Source organism: Mammaliicoccus sp. J-M40, assembly GCF_022386395.1.
GTDB lineage: Bacteria > Bacillota > Bacilli > Staphylococcales > Staphylococcaceae > Mammaliicoccus > Mammaliicoccus lentus.
In genome coordinates this window covers 84,712-100,236 of the sequence record NZ_JAJNIQ010000005.1, presented here as the reverse complement: position 1 = coordinate 100,236, position 15,525 = coordinate 84,712, and the positions used below count along the sequence as shown (strand labels likewise).

The window sequence follows — 15,525 nt, the reverse complement described above, 5'->3', positions numbered from 1 at the left end:
AAAATTATAGTATTGAAGGAATGGTTTTATGAATTTATCGGAAATAAACATTGAACTATTTAGAATGTTTAATGATTTAGGAAAAGAAATAATATTTTTAAATCCAATAATGATATTTTTTGCTAAGTATATGAAATACTTTTTACTTTTCGGGATCATCATGTATTGGTTTACTAGAAAACGGGAAAATAGGATTATGATTATTAGCAGTATGTTTGCTTTTGTGATCGCGGAAGTATTTGGAGCTATAGCGGGAGCGATTCATTCCAACAATCAGCCATTTGTTGAGTTAAACAATGTTAATCAACTTATTGGTCATGCGATTGATAACTCATTTCCGAGTGACCATGCAATAGAATTTTTCTCGATATGTATTACCTTTTTACTTTTCAAAAAGAATTTAAGATGCGTATGGTTAGCAATAGCTATTCTAGTAAGTTTTTCACGCATCTGGGTAGGCGTTCATTATCCTGCAGATATATTAGTCGGAGCAATATTAGGTATAATAGGCGCTGCACTTTGTTATTGGATCATCCCTCAATTAAATGTCATTAAAAAGCTAATAGACATCTATGAACAAGGCGAAGATTACGTCCTCTCCAAAGTATCCAAGTAGTTAAATTCTATATGAGAGTTACCATTGTTTCATTTTTCTATAAAGTGGTATTGATATGTATAGATATTATGAAAGGATGAATTGTATATGCCTTGGACGATGGACGATTATCCGCAAAGTTGGAAAAACTTCGAAAAATTAAAACGAAAAAAAGCAATTGATATCGGTAACGCTATGCTTAAAGATGGTTATAAAGAAGAAGATACAATTCCTATCGCAACCGAACAAGCGGAATCATGGTATAAAGATGCATCTAAAAAAGAACTCGATGAACTCAAAAACAAAAAAATTACTAAGCACGAAGAAGACGAGTCATCAAACCCTGAATTAAATGATCGAGATGTCCACGTTTATTATGAAGATGATAAATGGAAGATTAAAACAGACGGCGCTAAGCAAGCCAGTGACTCCTTTGATAAAAAAGAAGATGCACTGAAAAGAGCAAGAAACATCACATCTAACCGTGGAACACAGATTATAGAACATAAAAAGAATGAAAATTAAACACAAAAACATACTAAGATTAGCTATGAAGAAATCTATGACGATAGATTTTTTCATAGCTATTTTTTATAGTTATAGAGAGGAGTAGACTGTGCGCTCTCTTGGGTTTGAAACCCGTAAAAAAAACTAGTCAGCTTTACTCTCGCCTTTTGAAATTCGATTGTAGTATGTTGGGTTCTCGAAACCGTGTATAGGAAAGTGAAATGAGAAAGGTTCAGTAAAGTTACAACTTCTCAAATTTATTAAGGAGGTTTTATTTATCGATTACTTAGGCATTGATATTAGTAAAAGAGATAGTGTGATTGCACACTATATTGATGAAAAATTCCAAAAGGAATTTACTATTCAAAATAACAAAAATGGTTATAATTATTTATTAAATTATTTGAATCGTGTAAATCAGCCAAAATTAATTTTTGAATCCACAGGTATATATTCAAGAGCTATGGTTCGGTTCTGTCGAGTTAACCAAATTAATTATATTGAGTTGAATCCTTTAGAAGCAAAGTTCAAAACAAGCTCTTTAAGGTCTTGGAAAACAGATCAATCAGACGCACATAAGTTAGCCCAAATAGCACCTTTTTTAAATGATTCCGATAGTTTAAATAATACAAATGATGATATTTACTTTGAATTACGTGAGCGTGCTCGATTTCATCTAGAATTCGAAAATGAACAAAATCGATTGAAAGTTGAAATTATTGAGATACTTCATCAAACATTTCCTGGCTTAGAAAAACTATTTAAAAATCGTTATTCAATGATTGCCTTAAATATCGCTGAAATATTTACTCATCCTGATTTTGTTCAACAAAATGATATGGAAAGTATCATTTCTACAATTTTAAAATCTACAGATAAAGGATTATCTCAACGAAAAGCAGAAAGTTATGGAGAAACACTTTTTAAATTAGCGAATGATAGTTACCCTAACGTCAATTCATCTTCGTTCCTAGTTAAAAAAGCTCAATTATTAATTCAAAAATTGAAAAAGTCCATTGGACAATTATCACAATTAGATAAAGAAATGATTCAATTAGCTCAAGAACTTGACTGCTTTGAAATTATTTATTCTATACCAGGAATTGGAGATCTAACTGCAGCCATGATAATCGGTGAGCTTGGAGATATATCTCGATTCAAATCAAATAAACAGTTAAATGCTTTTGTAGGAATTGATATCAAACGATATCAATCTGGTGGGACACATTATAGAGATACCATCAATAAACGCGGTAATAAAAAGGCGAGACGTTTATTATTTTTGGTAATAATGAATATTATTCGTGGACAACATCGTTATAATAATCATATTGTAGATTATTACTATAAATTAAGAAAGCAGCCTAATGAGAAATCTCATAAGACTGCTGTTGTCGCATGTATTAATCGACTATTAAAAACATTTCATTATTTAATAATGAAACATAAACTATACGATTACGAAATGTCCCCACATTAAATCGTATAATCACATATAGTCTAACACCTTATTCAAAAAAATAAAATTGGACGGTCTTATTAAGTGATGACTATTTTAAACTTAAGCACTTGACTAATCGTAGGAAAGAGGCTGGGACATAAATACATGTCTCAGCCTCTTTTATTATAATGGCAGTAGCTGACTGGTATGAATATGCCCTTATAATAAGCTTTTTTCATACCTAGTCATCTACTGCCATGAATTACTCATATAGTTTTAAATCATCCCAAATTGCAAAATAATTAGAATTAGGATTATTTAATACTGAACATTTTGTGTTAATAATATACGTCAATTGAGTATCATTTGTATATTTCGGCCATTTTAAAGGTAATCCTCCATTAGGGTTACCACTAATTGCAAAGTTTACAAATGAACCATGTAATACATTTCTAACTTTTTTTAAACCTCTGTTCTTAACAGTATTAAGAATACGATTTTTATTACTAATTTGTGTATTTAAAGCTGGACTTACATCTGCGCCGTGATGTGCACCTAGACCAATCATTTCTTTTAGAGGATTTGAATAATCAAAACGATACATATAAACATCATTGTAATTGCTTTGAGCTATAGCACATTTAATTGTGTTCGCCCAAAACAAACGGTCTCTCCCTATTTCAAACATTGCTTTTTTCTCAGATTGATTCCCATACAATTCTTTAAAATATGGATATTTATCTAATCGATTATTCCTAGATAACATCGTACTTACTTCGCTCCAACTTTTAGGGATTGCGTGCATAGAATAAAAAAGTGTCCCCTCATCACGACATGTACCAAACATACATTTAACATCTTTATTTATACCTTCATTCAAAGCATCCCATGGTTTTTTAGGTATTAAATCATCTATGACTGGACCTGTCACAAAAATACCTGGATTTACAGAGCAACTTTCTTCAAACACAGCTTTGGATGGATTAATCATATTTTCAACTGGCATTTCCTTTAATTTATAAATATCTTGCGAATCTAATCCTAATTTATCAAAGAATATTTCATTATTTAAATCATGCGTTTTTTGAGTTGTAATATTACCAGATAGTCCGCTCATTGCTATAGCTTTCTGAAAAGTTCCTTTAGCTTTAGGTGCTGCTAGTAATGAATAAACAGCTGTACCTCCGGCAGACTCACCTGCAATAGTTATATTATTAGAATCTCCACCAAAGTTTTCAATGTTATTTTTAATCCACTGCATCGCCAATATCATATCCGACACCGCACAGTTTGAATCAAAACTACTATCTAATTTCGAAAAATTGTAAAATCCTAGAGGACCAAGACGATAGTTAAATGAAACACCAATAACACCTTGTTCAGCAAAACTTTCTAATGAATAAGCTGGTGAAGATGCTTCTCCAATATGATTACCTCCACCATAAATCCATACAAAAACTGGCGCTTTTTTAGTACTTTTAGGCGCCCATATATTTAAATTTAAACAATCTTCACTTGAACGAATATTTTCATTGGCTAGACCCATCTTTTTCAAAATTTTTTCATCAGTAAATTGATATGGACGATTACCCATCTTTGTACACTCTTTAGTTCCTTGCCAAGGTTCAGGGGATTGAGCTCTTTTAAATCTCAATTCGTGAATCGGTGGTTTAGCGAAAGGAATACCATACCATTTATTTATATTATTTTCTTGAAATCCTTGTACCTTGCCATATTTAGTATTAATTAAAAGATTATTATTCAAACATATCACTTCCGAATCATATAATAACATTCCTAATCTACCTATTATTATAGGATTACCCACTTTTTAATAGTTACCATTAAGTCGCTCTTTTTTTATATTCATTCAATTTTTGGAACCTTTAAAACAATCATCACTCAATTATTTAAGTGAAAAAATAAAAGAAATATAACAAGCATCCAAATAACAATGCGACACTAACAAAATAAATAATCATCTTCTTTTTTTCAGAAAGATTTTTCTCTTCTTTAGATAACATCGAGTACACATCGCTATCTTTTCCCATAAGAATCGCTAAGGAATATAGAAGCATCAAGAAGGTCAAAATAATTAATATTATAAATGCTATAAACATATTTGATCTCCTTTCTTCATATATGAGACCTGTTATAGTTTCAATATAGCCAATATAAAGGTGCCAATTTATGATATATTTTAAACTTTATCAACGATCACTTTTCTGTTTTCATCTAACAATGGTGTAATTGAGTTTCCTGCGTTAGCAAACTGTAAATAATTCACGCCTGTTTCACTGTCAACTAACACAATTACTTTACCTAACGTACCTAAATTTTCATTAGATTTTATGTAAAATCTTTTATCCTTTTTGGGATTATTTGTTTTACCAAACATATTTTCCACTCCTTATCATATATCATGTTACAATACTTGTTATTATAATCAAATCAGAAGGTGATAATATGGAAATCATTCATAATTTCGATGAATTCAACACTATCATTCATTCGAATGATTTTGTATTAATTTATGTATCAAGTGAAAACTGCTCTGTATGTAAAGCAGACCACCCTATCGTTCAAGATATAGTAAATGAATATAATATACCCGCTTATGAAATTGTGGCAAATGACGTACCAGAAGCAGTAGGACAATTGAATTTGTTCACGTCTCCTGTTGTTATGCTTTTTTATAACGAAAAAGAAGTTCATAGACAAGCACGTATTTTAGACTTTAATGAACTACGTTATCGCATAGAACAAGTAGTAGGATAAAACATAAGTTTTTAGTGTTCTAAACTGCACCATCATATCTTTTTAAATATTGGTATGAAAAAGCTATTGCTATGCTTAATAACGTCGTAAGCAAGAATGATATTAAATAAAAATAATTATGAATATCAAATAATATACCCGATATTAAAATTCCTGCAGGCATCATAATTTGAGACATTGTTTGATGCAAAGCAAGATATTTTCCTTTAATATTTTCGGGTACATTTTTTTGAACATAAATATTGATTGGGATATTACTCAATATGATTCCTATACCCATAATAAACATGCTTACAAAATAAATAATGACTACAAACTGGCTAGTTAAACCTATTGTTAAAGGCGTACATAATATAAGAAGACCTAAAGCTAGTATTATCATTGCGCATTGCATATTAAATATTAATGATCCTTTATTTTTAATTCGAGGATACACAACTCCAAATATAATTCCTGCTATTGGCATAGCAGTCTCAATTAACCCTAGTTGTTTAGAATTCATATTAAATAATGTAACAAAACTCCCGGGTATGCCAACTGTTATAAACCCAAACATAAAATTAATAATAGCCCCTGATAAAATAATTATAAATAAATCTTTTTTCATCTTTAAAAAATTAAAAACTGTCTTATAACTATTAAAAAATGTATCTTTCATTTCTTCTATTTCATTTTCAACATTTAGTTTATTAAAGCTAATAAATAATACGAACAATAAAGAAATTAATTCAGTTATCAGCATAATAATCGTAAAAGTTTTTATATCAAAATATGCATAAATAATACCGCCTAATACTGGTGCGCCAATTTGTATAATATTTTGTATGACATTTCTATACGAAACGGTCTTATCCAAATATTCTTCACTTACTAAAGTTAGAAGTCCACTATTAAAAGCCAAAGTTACCGCTATATCTGTGATTGTAAGTATGGTAACAATGATATATATGTATATAAGTTGATTAAGACTATTAGGAATTATATATATTCCAATAATTGAGATTACTGAAATACACTGCATTGATATAATAAAAAGTTTTTTATTAATTTTATCTATGTAATAACCCATAAGTGTACTACCCAATATAAAAACAACAGAATAAATAATGATGATATTCGAGAAACTTTGAACACTTCCAGTAATATTTAAGACGTGAAAAGATAAAGCGAAAGTAAATAATTTACTTCCTATAATACTGAAAAAAGTAAATAAAATTATGAATAAGAAGTTTTTCTTCAAGAAAAATCACCACTTTAAGTTTTTATACATTATACACATAATACACTAAAGGTGCTATATTATATCTTCGTTTTATATTTATAAAAAGTTAGAATACTTGTGAATAAAATAAGCCCTATTAATAGAATTAGCCACACGACATCAAATTCCCCTGTTGTGAATTTTGTATATAAATTGTATATCACTAGCACAATTAAAAAATATGCTGTTGTCCATTTTGAAGCGATATAAAAATGCTGTTTCTCCATTTCGTCTTGCTTTTTCAATTTGATTCCTCCTAAAGCTATTTATGAAAACAATTCATCTACTGTTACATTAAATTCTTTAGCCAATTTGAATGCCAAAGCTAATGTAGGATCGTATTTATCGTTTTCTATCGCATTTATTGTTTGTCTTGTTACTTTTACATTTTTACTTAATGTATCCTGTGAAATCCCTAATTTTTTACGATATTCCCTAATTCTATTTTTCATTATTTTCCCGCTTTCAATTGTACTTTTTATTTACCATTATTACATTTATACAATAGTTAACAAGTAATACAACTAAAAATACTATTTCAAGATTTTCCGTAAATACATTATTACCATCACCTTTAAGCCCTGATATTTTTAAGGCAATGTAGGACATAATGATAAGAAACATGAATCCAAATGTTCTTGATAATACTTCTAATCTCATTCTTAGTGCTCGTTCGTCTAATCTTTTTTCTCTACTAAATTCTTTAGTATCAATCGTAATAAATTTAAAATAAAATTGCCACATCACAAATGTGATAATAATAAAAGCTATCCACTTCAGTACATTCATAAATTACTACTCCTTAATGTCAAAAGTATTTTACATTTTTATGATAACATTTCAGAGATAAATGTCAAATACTTTTGACATTTATAATTTAAAAAAGCCTATCTCAAATTGAGATAGGCTTTTGCTATATGAGAGGTTTTGCTAATTATCCTAATACTTCTTTTGCTTTGTCATCTTTGACAATTAGAAATACTTTACCTTCGTCCATTTTTTCTTCGTTTTCTTCCGCTTGTTCTTTTGATAATCCAAGCTCTTGTAATTTAGCTCTTAATTCGTCACCTTGCTTGTCGAATTTTTGACCTAAGTCTTTGTTATTGTAGTCAATACCAGAATAATCTGTGTGTTCTACAATACGTGCCGTACGATCATCATCGTGTGATAATACAAAAACATTTGACGGATCAATATTCACATCTTTTAGTTTGTTAATGTCGTTCTGTAACGCTTCGTCATTATTATAAGTTTTTACTACTGTCATGAATAAAGCATCCATTTCTATATTATATTATTAGTATTCCCACTGAAGAATTGTTCAAACATCATTTTGGCATATATTTCCTATTCAACGATTTTTTGTTGTTAAAATTCAAAAGTAAATAAAACTTCTTGTATATATTTTATAACTTTATTTATTCTTATTAAATTTCGACATTGTATCTATTCATCTTTTTACTAAAAAAATCTTTATTTGATAAGGTTAATTTAATATTTTAATTATTCTTATAATACTACTCTATTTTTCCACCTTTTAATCCCGAATATACTTATCAGAATTGCGTTGACACTAGCTTATTTAAAGTGGTAATCTTTAATGCATATTAAAACTATCGGATTAGAATGTTTAGGAGGATATTATGACTAAGAATACACACATCAAACTTGGACTTTTTTTAGCGGGGTATGGTCATCATGTGGCAAGTTGGCGCCACGAAAATGTTAATGAACAAGGACCTATGGATTTAAATCATTTAATTCGTACGACTCAACTAGCAGAGAAAGGCTTATTTGATTTAGTTTTTCTTGCTGATAGCTTATTTGTCTCTGAGAGTTCACATCCAAATATCTTGAGTCGCTTTGAACCTCTAACTTTATTATCAGTATTATCAACACATACCACTAATATAGGATTAGCTGCTACAGCTTCTACTACATATAGCGAACCTTTTCATATCGCACGTCAATTTAGTTCTTTAGATCACATAAGTAATGGGAGAGCAGCATGGAATATCGTCACTTCTTCCATTCCATCTACCGCAGAAAATTTCAATGGAACTAAGTTAATGGAGCATGAATTACGATATGAACGTGCCAACGAATTTGTTGATGTAACAAATAAACTTTGGAATTCATGGGAAAAAGATACACTTATTAGAAATAAAGAAACAGGAGAATTTATTGATGGTAAAAAACTGCACACTATTAACTATGTAGGTAAACATTTTAAAGTAAGAGGACCATTAAATATTGAACGTTCACCTCAAGGAAGACCATTATTAATTCAGGCAGGATCATCACCTACTGGAACTGATTTAGCAGCAAAAGTAGCTGATGTTATATTCACTGCACAAAGCCAATTAACCGATGCAAAAGACTTTTACCAAAAGTTGAAAAATAAAGCGATTAATGAAAACAGAAATCCAAATGACATTTTTATCATGCCTGGTTTGTTCCCGATTTTAGGTGAAACAGTCGAAGAAGCTGAACAAAATTATCAAGAAATTCAAGACTTAATTTTGCCTCACGTAGGATTAAATATATTATCACCTTATGTAGGGAATATTGATTTATCTCAATACCCGTTAGACAAAAAATTTAGTGAATTAGATTTAACAGTTGGTGATGGTGTACAAAGTCGTTTTGAAGTCATTCATAAAGAAGCAATTGCTAAAGACTTAACGCTAGAAGAAGTTTATAAAAAAGTTGCTGGTTCTAGAGGTCACCATATATTTGTGGGAACACCTAATCAACTAGCCGATAAGATGGAGAAATGGTTTAACTCATCTGGAGCAGATGGTTTCAATATTATGCCTCCTATATTACCCTCTCAATTTGAGTTATTTATTGAAAAAGTTATACCAATTTTGCAAAAAAGAGGATTATACAAAACATCTTATAACAAGGGAACTTTAAGAGAAAAACTGGGATTGAATAATGAATAGAGGTGCAATATGGAACAAACTATTAGAAGAGCAAACAAAAAAGATACTAAGGCATTAAAAGAACTTATGTTTCTTGCATATGAACCTATACGCACTTTAGGTATTAATTTTCAATCTGCAAATCCGACAATAGAATTTATAACTAAAAATTTAGAAGAAAACTTATGTTATGTATTAGAAATAAACAATGAAATAGTGAGTACGATTTCATTACGCATGCCATGGAGTAATAATCCTGGACCTTATTACTTTCCACACATTTGGTGGTTTGCTACTTCACCTAAATATAAAAACAAACATTTTGGCTCAAAATTATTAACATATGTAGAACAAAACATTTTACTCAACGAATTAAACTCACCTGCTGTAACTTTAGGTACAGCTTCTAACCATCCTTGGCTAAGTAATATGTATTTAAATAAAGGTTATCAAAAATTCGGGAAACAGGATTTAAAAAAAGGGCACATTACACAATATTTTATAAAAATATTAAATAAACAGAAATTCAAAGGTGAACAAGAATTAAAGAAAAAGTTTACTCAAGTCAAATTTGAAGAAGGTGAAACAATTGAACTTTGACCCAATATATTTTTTTGAAACATTTCCAAAGCTTATGCCTTACTTACCTATAACTTTAATGTTAGCTATTGTTTCATTAATTCTATCTATAATTGGCGGTTTAATCATTGCGCTAATATTACGCGCAAAAATTCCTGTATTGAAAGAAATAGCCATTGTGTATATATCATTCTTTAGATCTATACCAAGTTTAGTACAACTATTTTTAATTTATTATGGATTACCACAACTTATACCCGGGATGCGTGTAATTGATGCTTTAACTGCCGCAATAATTGGCCTTAGTATTAAAAATGCTGCTTATTTAGCTGAAATCTTTAGAGCTGCAATTACTTCAGTTGATAAAGGACAATTCGAAGCCGCTCATTCAATTGGCCTTAGTAAAACACAAACTTATATAAAAATTGTATTACCTCAAGCTACACGAAACGCTATACCAGCATCAGGTAACATTTTTATTGGCTTAATTAAAGAAACATCACTCGTATTTACACTAGGAGTAACTGAAATTTTTGCGAAAAGTAAATTATTATCGTCCGCTTCGTATAAATATTTAGAAACATTCTTAGCGGTTGCTATTGTTTATTGGTTGATTACTATTATATATACGTATCTACAAAGTCTATTAGAGAAAAAATTAAACAAACCATATGAAAGTTAGGTGAAGGTTCTATGATTAAAATCGAAGGAATCAAGAAATCTTTCAACAAAACAACTGTTTTAAAAGGTATAGATATTGAGTTAAACAAAGGGGAAGTTTTGGCAATTATCGGACCTTCTGGATCAGGAAAGTCAACTTTATTACGATGTCTTAATTGGTTAGAAACACCAGATGCAGGTACTATATCAATTGACGATGTTTCAATAAATGCTGAAAGTTATAAGAAAAAACAAATACAACAACTCATTCAAAAATCAACAATGGTGTTTCAGCATTATAACCTATTCAAAAATAAATCAGTATTAGAAAATGTTACACAAGGATTGGTTACCACTCAAAAAATATCTAAACCAGAAGCAATTCAAATTGGAGAAAAATACTTAGAACAAGTTGGTTTATTAAAATTCAAAGATAAATATCCTGCCACATTATCAGGGGGCCAACAACAACGTGTAGGTATTGCTCGTGCACTGGCTATGAATCCACAATTATTATTATTCGATGAACCCACTTCAGCGTTAGATCCAGAGCTAGTATCAGGCGTATTAAAAATTATAAAAGACGTTGCATCTATGAAGAAAACAATGATACTCGTCACTCATGAAATGTCATTTGCTAAAGATGTTGCCGATAAAATAGTGTTTATGGAAGATGGCGAAATAGTTGAAAGTGGTACGACAGAAGAAATTTTCGACCCATCTTCTCACAATCGTACCCAGTCTTTCATTAAAAAAGTAGATACTCTTAATGATGAAGAGGTTATTCAATGACAAAGACTAAACAACTCATCAATACGATATACAATCGTTCTCAATATATTACGCCCAAAGATCGCGATAATGGATTAACAGGCATTCTAGATTTTATTTCGACTTGTTTTGCTGCACAAAATAAAGAAGCAGTTCACTCACTTATACAATTTGCTATTAATGAAGATGGTAAAGGGAAATCCTCAATCATAGGCTACGAAGGTGAAGTAACCTCTTCTAATGCAGCGCTAATAAATGGATTTATTGCACATATTCTAGATTTTGATGATGTACATTCAAGTATGAGGGGGCACCCTAGCGCAATTATTTTACCTAGCTTACTATCAATATCAGAACACAATAACCAAACTTTTAATCATTTTATCGATAGTTATATTATAGGTGTTGAAATGGCGACACAAATAGGAGAAACAATAGGTTCTGAGCATTATGAAAATGGTTGGCATGCTAGTTCTACAATTGGTTTAATAAGTGCTACTGTAGCTTGTAGTTATTATCTAAACTTGGATACTAATGATTTTGCAAATGCAATCGGTATAGCTGTTACTCAAGCTAGTGGGTTACGTGGGCAATTCGGTTCAGATATTAAAGCATTACATATTGGACTAGCTGCACAAAAAGCCTACTGGTCAACAAGAGTGGCACAGAAACAAATTTTAAAAGGTAACCAAAATATGCTAGATGATTTTTACGATACTTTTGGAAATTCACAACACATGCCTGAAACACTAATAGAAAAATTCGGAAAAAAATGGTCAATAACAAATCCTGGTTTATGGTTTAAACTCTATCCATGTTGCTCTGCTAATTATCATTTGATCGATGCTATTAATAGTATTAAAGCAACTAATGTCATTCCTATAGATAAAATTGAAACAATTGATATTATTTTCCCTTCAAATGGAGATGCAGCACTTAAATACACTCATCCAACAACTGGTCAAGAAGGAGCTTTTAGTGCAGAATATGTGTCCTCCTTATTACTATTAGGCAAGCATTTAAACCCTGAACAATTCTTAAACAATCCTATTCAGTCAGAAATACATGAATTAATGGCTAAGGTACATAGACTGTATGATGACACAATTGTTCCCAATAAATTTGCATTACCCAAAAATCGATTTACAATTGTAAAAATCAAAATGAATGATGGGACTATTTATAAGAAAAGAATAGATACACCTAAGGGCAGTCCATATAACCCATTAGCTCCAGAAGAACATTTAAATAAGTTAAAACATTCTTCTCCCATACATTGGGAGAATATCAAACAGTTTTACCAAATTATAAACACTGACGCTTTACACCAATTTATACACAAAGGAGTTTGCTGAATGAAAAAAATATTCACTTTATTAATCATTGGTTTAATTATACTAGCCGGTTGTTCAAATGATTCAAGTAAATCCGGTAAAGATAAAGGTACCATTGTTGCAGGTACAACAGGACAAAGTTACCCAAATTCTTATGAAAAAGACGGTAAATTAGTAGGTTATGATATAGAAGCTTTCGAAAAAGTTGCACATGAAGCAGGATATAAAGTTAAATGGGTAAAAGCTGATTTTTCAGGCATTATGGGTCAATTGGAATCAGGAAGAGTAGATACAGTTGCTAATGCTGTTGCAACTACTGATGAGCGCAAAGAAAAATATTTATTCTCTGATCCGTATTCATATATCGGCAGTCAAATTGTGACTTCATCTAAAAATAAAGATATTAATAACTATGAAGACTTAAAAGGAAAAACAGTATCAGGTATATTAGGATCAAATCACACAGAAGCACTTGAAAACTTTAATAAAGAAAATAAATATGGCATCAAAACAAAAACATATGAAAATCGTGAAGGCGCCCTACTCGACTTAGAGAATAGAAGAATAGACGGTTACGTAAACTCAGACTCAGTATTGTCTGCAGACAAAAACAAACGTGGAAAAGATATTAAGTTCGTAGGTAAACCATTTAATGTTGTTGGCACAAGTTTCCCATTCACAAAAGAAAATAAAGACTTGCGCGATGAACTAAATAAAGAACTTAAAAAGCTCAAAGAAGACGGTACACTAGCCGATTTATCTGATAAATATTTTGGCACAGATACAACAACTAAAAAATAATAATTAAATACAGGCCGATAAAATTATCGGCCTGTATTTTGTATTTGCGGTTCGATAATTTATTTTTATCGACCTGTATTTCGCATTTGCGGTTCGATAATTCCTTTTTATCGAACCGTAAATTCATCTCCAAGGCTTTTATTAGTAATCACACCTATATAAGGGTATAATTATACAAAAGTTTTATTTTCACATCTGTACTTTTATTTTGCTCTGCTTTGTCATACATGGCAGAGTTGATGTGACAAAGTTACATTTAGTATTCATTGTATATAGACTCGCTTCTCCGTAAGATAAAGGTACAAATACTTTTACGTAAAGGAAGGTGTGTTTTACATGGCAGAACAAACTGAAAAGAAAAAGGGTATAGGTCCGAAAGTCCAAGCCTTTGGTTCATTTTTAAGTAGTATGATTATGCCTAATATTGGTGCTTTTATTGCTTGGGGGCTTATAACTGCACTATTTATTGAAGATGGTTGGTTACCTAACGAAGAACTTGCAACTATGGTAGATCCAATGATCAAATATTTAATACCATTACTTATAGCATTTAGTGGTGGTCGTTTAGTACACGGTTTACGTGGTGGTGTCGTTGGTGCCACTGCTACAATGGGTGTTATTGCTGCATTCCCAGACACACCAATGTTAATTGGCGCAATGATTATGGGACCGCTTCTTGGTTGGTTAATGAAGAAAGTTGATGATTTCTTAGTACCAAGAACACCTCAAGGCTTTGAAATGTTATTTAACAACTTCTCAGCTGGTATTCTAGCATTCTTAATGGCAATTGTCGGTTTCAAAGGATTAGCGCCATTAGTTGAAGGTTTAATGAAATTACTTGGTATGGGCGTTGATTTCTTAGTATCTCATCACTTACTACCTTTAGTAAGTATCATCATCGAACCTGCCAAGACAGTATTCTTAAATAATGCGATTAACCATGGTGTGTTAACACCGTTAGCTTCTGAACAAGTTTCAGCAGCTGGTAAATCTATTTTGTATACTTTAGAATCTAACCCTGGTCCAGGTTTTGGTATATTACTTGCTTACATGGTATTCGGTAAAGGAACAGCTAAAGCAACTTCATATGGTGCTGGTATTATCCACTTCTTAGGTGGTATTCACGAAATTTACTTCCCATACGTATTAATGCGTCCTTTATTATTAGTAGCTGCTGTACTTGGTGGTATGACAGGTGTTGCAACATTTAGTATGTTCGGCTTTGGTACGACAGGACCTGCCTCTCCAGGTTCTATAATTGCATACTTCGCAATCACACCTAAAGGAAGTTATTTAGTCATGTTACTAGGCATATTTCTTGCTACACTCGTTTCATTTATCGTCGCATCGATTATCTTGAAATTCACTAAAGACCCTGAAGGCGACTTAGAATCTGCAACTGCAGATATGGAAGCTCGCAAAGGGAAAAAATCTTCAGTAAGCAGTGCTTTAACAGCTGATAACACAGGAACAGAAGCTGAAGCAACTTCTGAAAATGAAGAAGAAAAAGATGAATCTGAAGAATTATTAGATAAATACGATACTGAAAACATAGATGCTCACGATTTCTCTAACGTTCAAAAAGTGATATTCGCTTGTGATGCTGGTATGGGCTCAAGTGCAATGGGTGCAGGTATGTTAAGAAATAAATTCAAAAAAGCTGACCTATCAGATATTGAAGTTACAAATACTGCAATCAACCAATTACCTGACGACGCAGATGTTGTTATTACTCAAAAAACGCTAACAGATAGAGCGATTAAGAAAAATCCTAAAGCAATTCATATTTCAGTAGATAATTTCTTGAATTCTCCAAGATATGAAGAACTTATCAATGAATTAAAAAAATAATTTTAAACAAAGGAGTGAAG

18 protein-coding genes are annotated in these 15,525 nt (G+C 31.1%); 11 read left to right on the top strand and 7 right to left on the bottom strand.

Translation table 11 applies throughout. The features are described 5' to 3' along the window. The first annotated feature begins 28 nt into the window (after positions 1-28). The 3 genes from LQ688_RS07895 to LQ688_RS07885 all read left to right on the top strand — a co-directional run bounded on the left by LQ688_RS07895 (position 29) and on the right by LQ688_RS07885 (position 2,582). Positions 29-616 (top strand): undecaprenyl-diphosphatase, encoded by a 588-nt coding sequence (locus LQ688_RS07895; protein WP_239706291.1) that lies wholly within the window; start codon positions 29-31, stop codon positions 614-616. Between the two features lie 87 nt (positions 617-703). Continuing rightward, positions 704-1,120, top strand: a complete 417-nt coding sequence (locus LQ688_RS07890) for a DUF2188 domain-containing protein (protein WP_103268694.1) — start codon at positions 704-706, stop codon at positions 1,118-1,120. 259 nt (positions 1,121-1,379) lie between these two features. Then, positions 1,380-2,582 carry an IS110 family RNA-guided transposase gene (locus tag LQ688_RS07885; protein WP_308291679.1) on the top strand — a complete coding sequence of 401 codons (1,203 nt, stop codon included), beginning with the start codon at positions 1,380-1,382 and terminating at the stop codon, positions 2,580-2,582. Positions 2,583-2,805: 223 nt separating this feature from the next. Here the strand turns inward: LQ688_RS07885 and LQ688_RS07880 are convergent, their stop codons facing one another. Next, positions 2,806-4,308, bottom strand: coding sequence for a carboxylesterase/lipase family protein (locus LQ688_RS07880; protein WP_239706269.1), 1,503 nt, complete (start codon positions 4,306-4,308; stop codon positions 2,806-2,808). Between the two features lie 435 nt (positions 4,309-4,743). Beyond that, positions 4,744-4,941 (bottom strand): DUF6440 family protein, encoded by a 198-nt coding sequence (locus tag LQ688_RS07875; protein WP_103268692.1) that lies wholly within the window; start codon positions 4,939-4,941, stop codon positions 4,744-4,746. Between the two features lie 68 nt (positions 4,942-5,009). Here LQ688_RS07875 and LQ688_RS07870 point away from each other — a divergent pair, with 68 nt between their 5' ends. After that, on the top strand, positions 5,010-5,321 hold the full coding sequence (locus LQ688_RS07870) for a thioredoxin family protein (protein WP_239706270.1): 312 nt from the start codon (positions 5,010-5,012) through the stop codon (positions 5,319-5,321). A 19-nt stretch (positions 5,322-5,340) separates the two neighbouring features. Here LQ688_RS07870 and LQ688_RS07865 read toward each other — a convergent pair whose 3' ends face one another. The 5 genes from LQ688_RS07865 to LQ688_RS07845 form a co-directional block, all read right to left on the bottom strand. After that, complete coding sequence (locus LQ688_RS07865) at positions 5,341-6,561, bottom strand: MFS transporter (protein WP_103268691.1); 1,221 nt, start codon at positions 6,559-6,561, stop codon at positions 5,341-5,343. A 59-nt stretch (positions 6,562-6,620) separates the two neighbouring features. After that, on the bottom strand, positions 6,621-6,827 hold the full coding sequence (locus tag LQ688_RS07860) for a hypothetical protein (protein WP_016999488.1): 207 nt from the start codon (positions 6,825-6,827) through the stop codon (positions 6,621-6,623). Positions 6,828-6,848: 21 nt separating this feature from the next. Beyond that, positions 6,849-7,034, bottom strand: coding sequence for a helix-turn-helix transcriptional regulator (locus LQ688_RS07855; protein ID WP_016999487.1), 186 nt, complete (start codon positions 7,032-7,034; stop codon positions 6,849-6,851). A gap of 13 nt (positions 7,035-7,047) precedes the next feature. Further along, positions 7,048-7,371, bottom strand: coding sequence for a hypothetical protein (locus LQ688_RS07850; RefSeq protein ID WP_103268690.1), 324 nt, complete (start codon positions 7,369-7,371; stop codon positions 7,048-7,050). A 145-nt stretch (positions 7,372-7,516) separates the two neighbouring features. Beyond that, positions 7,517-7,849, bottom strand: a complete 333-nt coding sequence (locus LQ688_RS07845; protein ID WP_016999485.1) for a YflT domain-containing protein — start codon at positions 7,847-7,849, stop codon at positions 7,517-7,519. Between the two features lie 373 nt (positions 7,850-8,222). Here LQ688_RS07845 and LQ688_RS07840 point away from each other — a divergent pair, with 373 nt between their 5' ends. The 7 genes from LQ688_RS07840 (at position 8,223) to LQ688_RS07810 (ending at position 15,505) form a co-directional block, all read left to right on the top strand. Then, entirely contained in the window at positions 8,223-9,530 is a 1,308-nt protein-coding gene (locus tag LQ688_RS07840) for an LLM class flavin-dependent oxidoreductase (protein ID WP_428833002.1), read from the top strand. A 9-nt stretch (positions 9,531-9,539) separates the two neighbouring features. Then, positions 9,540-10,109 carry a GNAT family N-acetyltransferase gene (locus LQ688_RS07835; protein WP_239706272.1) on the top strand — a complete coding sequence of 190 codons (570 nt, stop codon included), beginning with the start codon at positions 9,540-9,542 and terminating at the stop codon, positions 10,107-10,109. A 34-nt stretch (positions 10,110-10,143) separates the two neighbouring features. Further along, positions 10,144-10,770 carry an amino acid ABC transporter permease gene (locus LQ688_RS07830; protein ID WP_050988897.1) on the top strand — a complete coding sequence of 209 codons (627 nt, stop codon included), beginning with the start codon at positions 10,144-10,146 and terminating at the stop codon, positions 10,768-10,770. Between the two features lie 11 nt (positions 10,771-10,781). Next, positions 10,782-11,540 carry an amino acid ABC transporter ATP-binding protein gene (locus LQ688_RS07825; RefSeq protein WP_016999481.1) on the top strand — a complete coding sequence of 253 codons (759 nt, stop codon included), beginning with the start codon at positions 10,782-10,784 and terminating at the stop codon, positions 11,538-11,540. Beyond that, complete coding sequence (locus tag LQ688_RS07820; protein WP_103268687.1) at positions 11,537-12,874, top strand: MmgE/PrpD family protein; 1,338 nt, start codon at positions 11,537-11,539, stop codon at positions 12,872-12,874. The genes LQ688_RS07825 and LQ688_RS07820 overlap by 4 nt, the downstream gene beginning before the upstream one ends. After that, a complete protein-coding gene (locus tag LQ688_RS07815) occupies positions 12,875-13,654 on the top strand; it encodes a transporter substrate-binding domain-containing protein (RefSeq protein WP_016999479.1) in 780 nt (259 codons plus the stop codon). It abuts the gene before it with no gap. A 336-nt stretch (positions 13,655-13,990) separates the two neighbouring features. Continuing rightward, positions 13,991-15,505 carry a PTS mannitol transporter subunit IIBC gene (locus tag LQ688_RS07810; protein ID WP_016999478.1) on the top strand — a complete coding sequence of 505 codons (1,515 nt, stop codon included), beginning with the start codon at positions 13,991-13,993 and terminating at the stop codon, positions 15,503-15,505. The last annotated feature ends 20 nt before the right edge of the window (positions 15,506-15,525 follow it).

Bases quoted from the DNA above. Each gene is read 5' to 3' on its own strand.
- LQ688_RS07895 (WP_239706291.1), top strand. From the start codon at position 29: ATGAATTTATCGGAAATAAACATTGAACTATTTAGAATGTTTAATGAT.
- LQ688_RS07890 (WP_103268694.1), top strand. From the start codon at position 704: ATGCCTTGGACGATGGACGATTATCCGCAAAGTTGGAAAAACTTCGAA.
- LQ688_RS07875 (WP_103268692.1), bottom strand. From the start codon at position 4,941: ATGTTTGGTAAAACAAATAATCCCAAAAAGGATAAAAGATTTTACATA.
- LQ688_RS07870 (WP_239706270.1), top strand. From the start codon at position 5,010: ATGGAAATCATTCATAATTTCGATGAATTCAACACTATCATTCATTCG.
- LQ688_RS07855 (WP_016999487.1), bottom strand. From the start codon at position 7,034: ATGAAAAATAGAATTAGGGAATATCGTAAAAAATTAGGGATTTCACAG.
- LQ688_RS07850 (WP_103268690.1), bottom strand. From the start codon at position 7,371: ATGAATGTACTGAAGTGGATAGCTTTTATTATTATCACATTTGTGATG.
- LQ688_RS07845 (WP_016999485.1), bottom strand. From the start codon at position 7,849: ATGACAGTAGTAAAAACTTATAATAATGACGAAGCGTTACAGAACGAC.
- LQ688_RS07835 (WP_239706272.1), top strand. From the start codon at position 9,540: ATGGAACAAACTATTAGAAGAGCAAACAAAAAAGATACTAAGGCATTA.
- LQ688_RS07830 (WP_050988897.1), top strand. From the start codon at position 10,144: ATGCCTTACTTACCTATAACTTTAATGTTAGCTATTGTTTCATTAATT.
- LQ688_RS07825 (WP_016999481.1), top strand. From the start codon at position 10,782: ATGATTAAAATCGAAGGAATCAAGAAATCTTTCAACAAAACAACTGTT.
- LQ688_RS07820 (WP_103268687.1), top strand. From the start codon at position 11,537: ATGACAAAGACTAAACAACTCATCAATACGATATACAATCGTTCTCAA.
- LQ688_RS07815 (WP_016999479.1), top strand. From the start codon at position 12,875: ATGAAAAAAATATTCACTTTATTAATCATTGGTTTAATTATACTAGCC.
- LQ688_RS07810 (WP_016999478.1), top strand. From the start codon at position 13,991: ATGGCAGAACAAACTGAAAAGAAAAAGGGTATAGGTCCGAAAGTCCAA.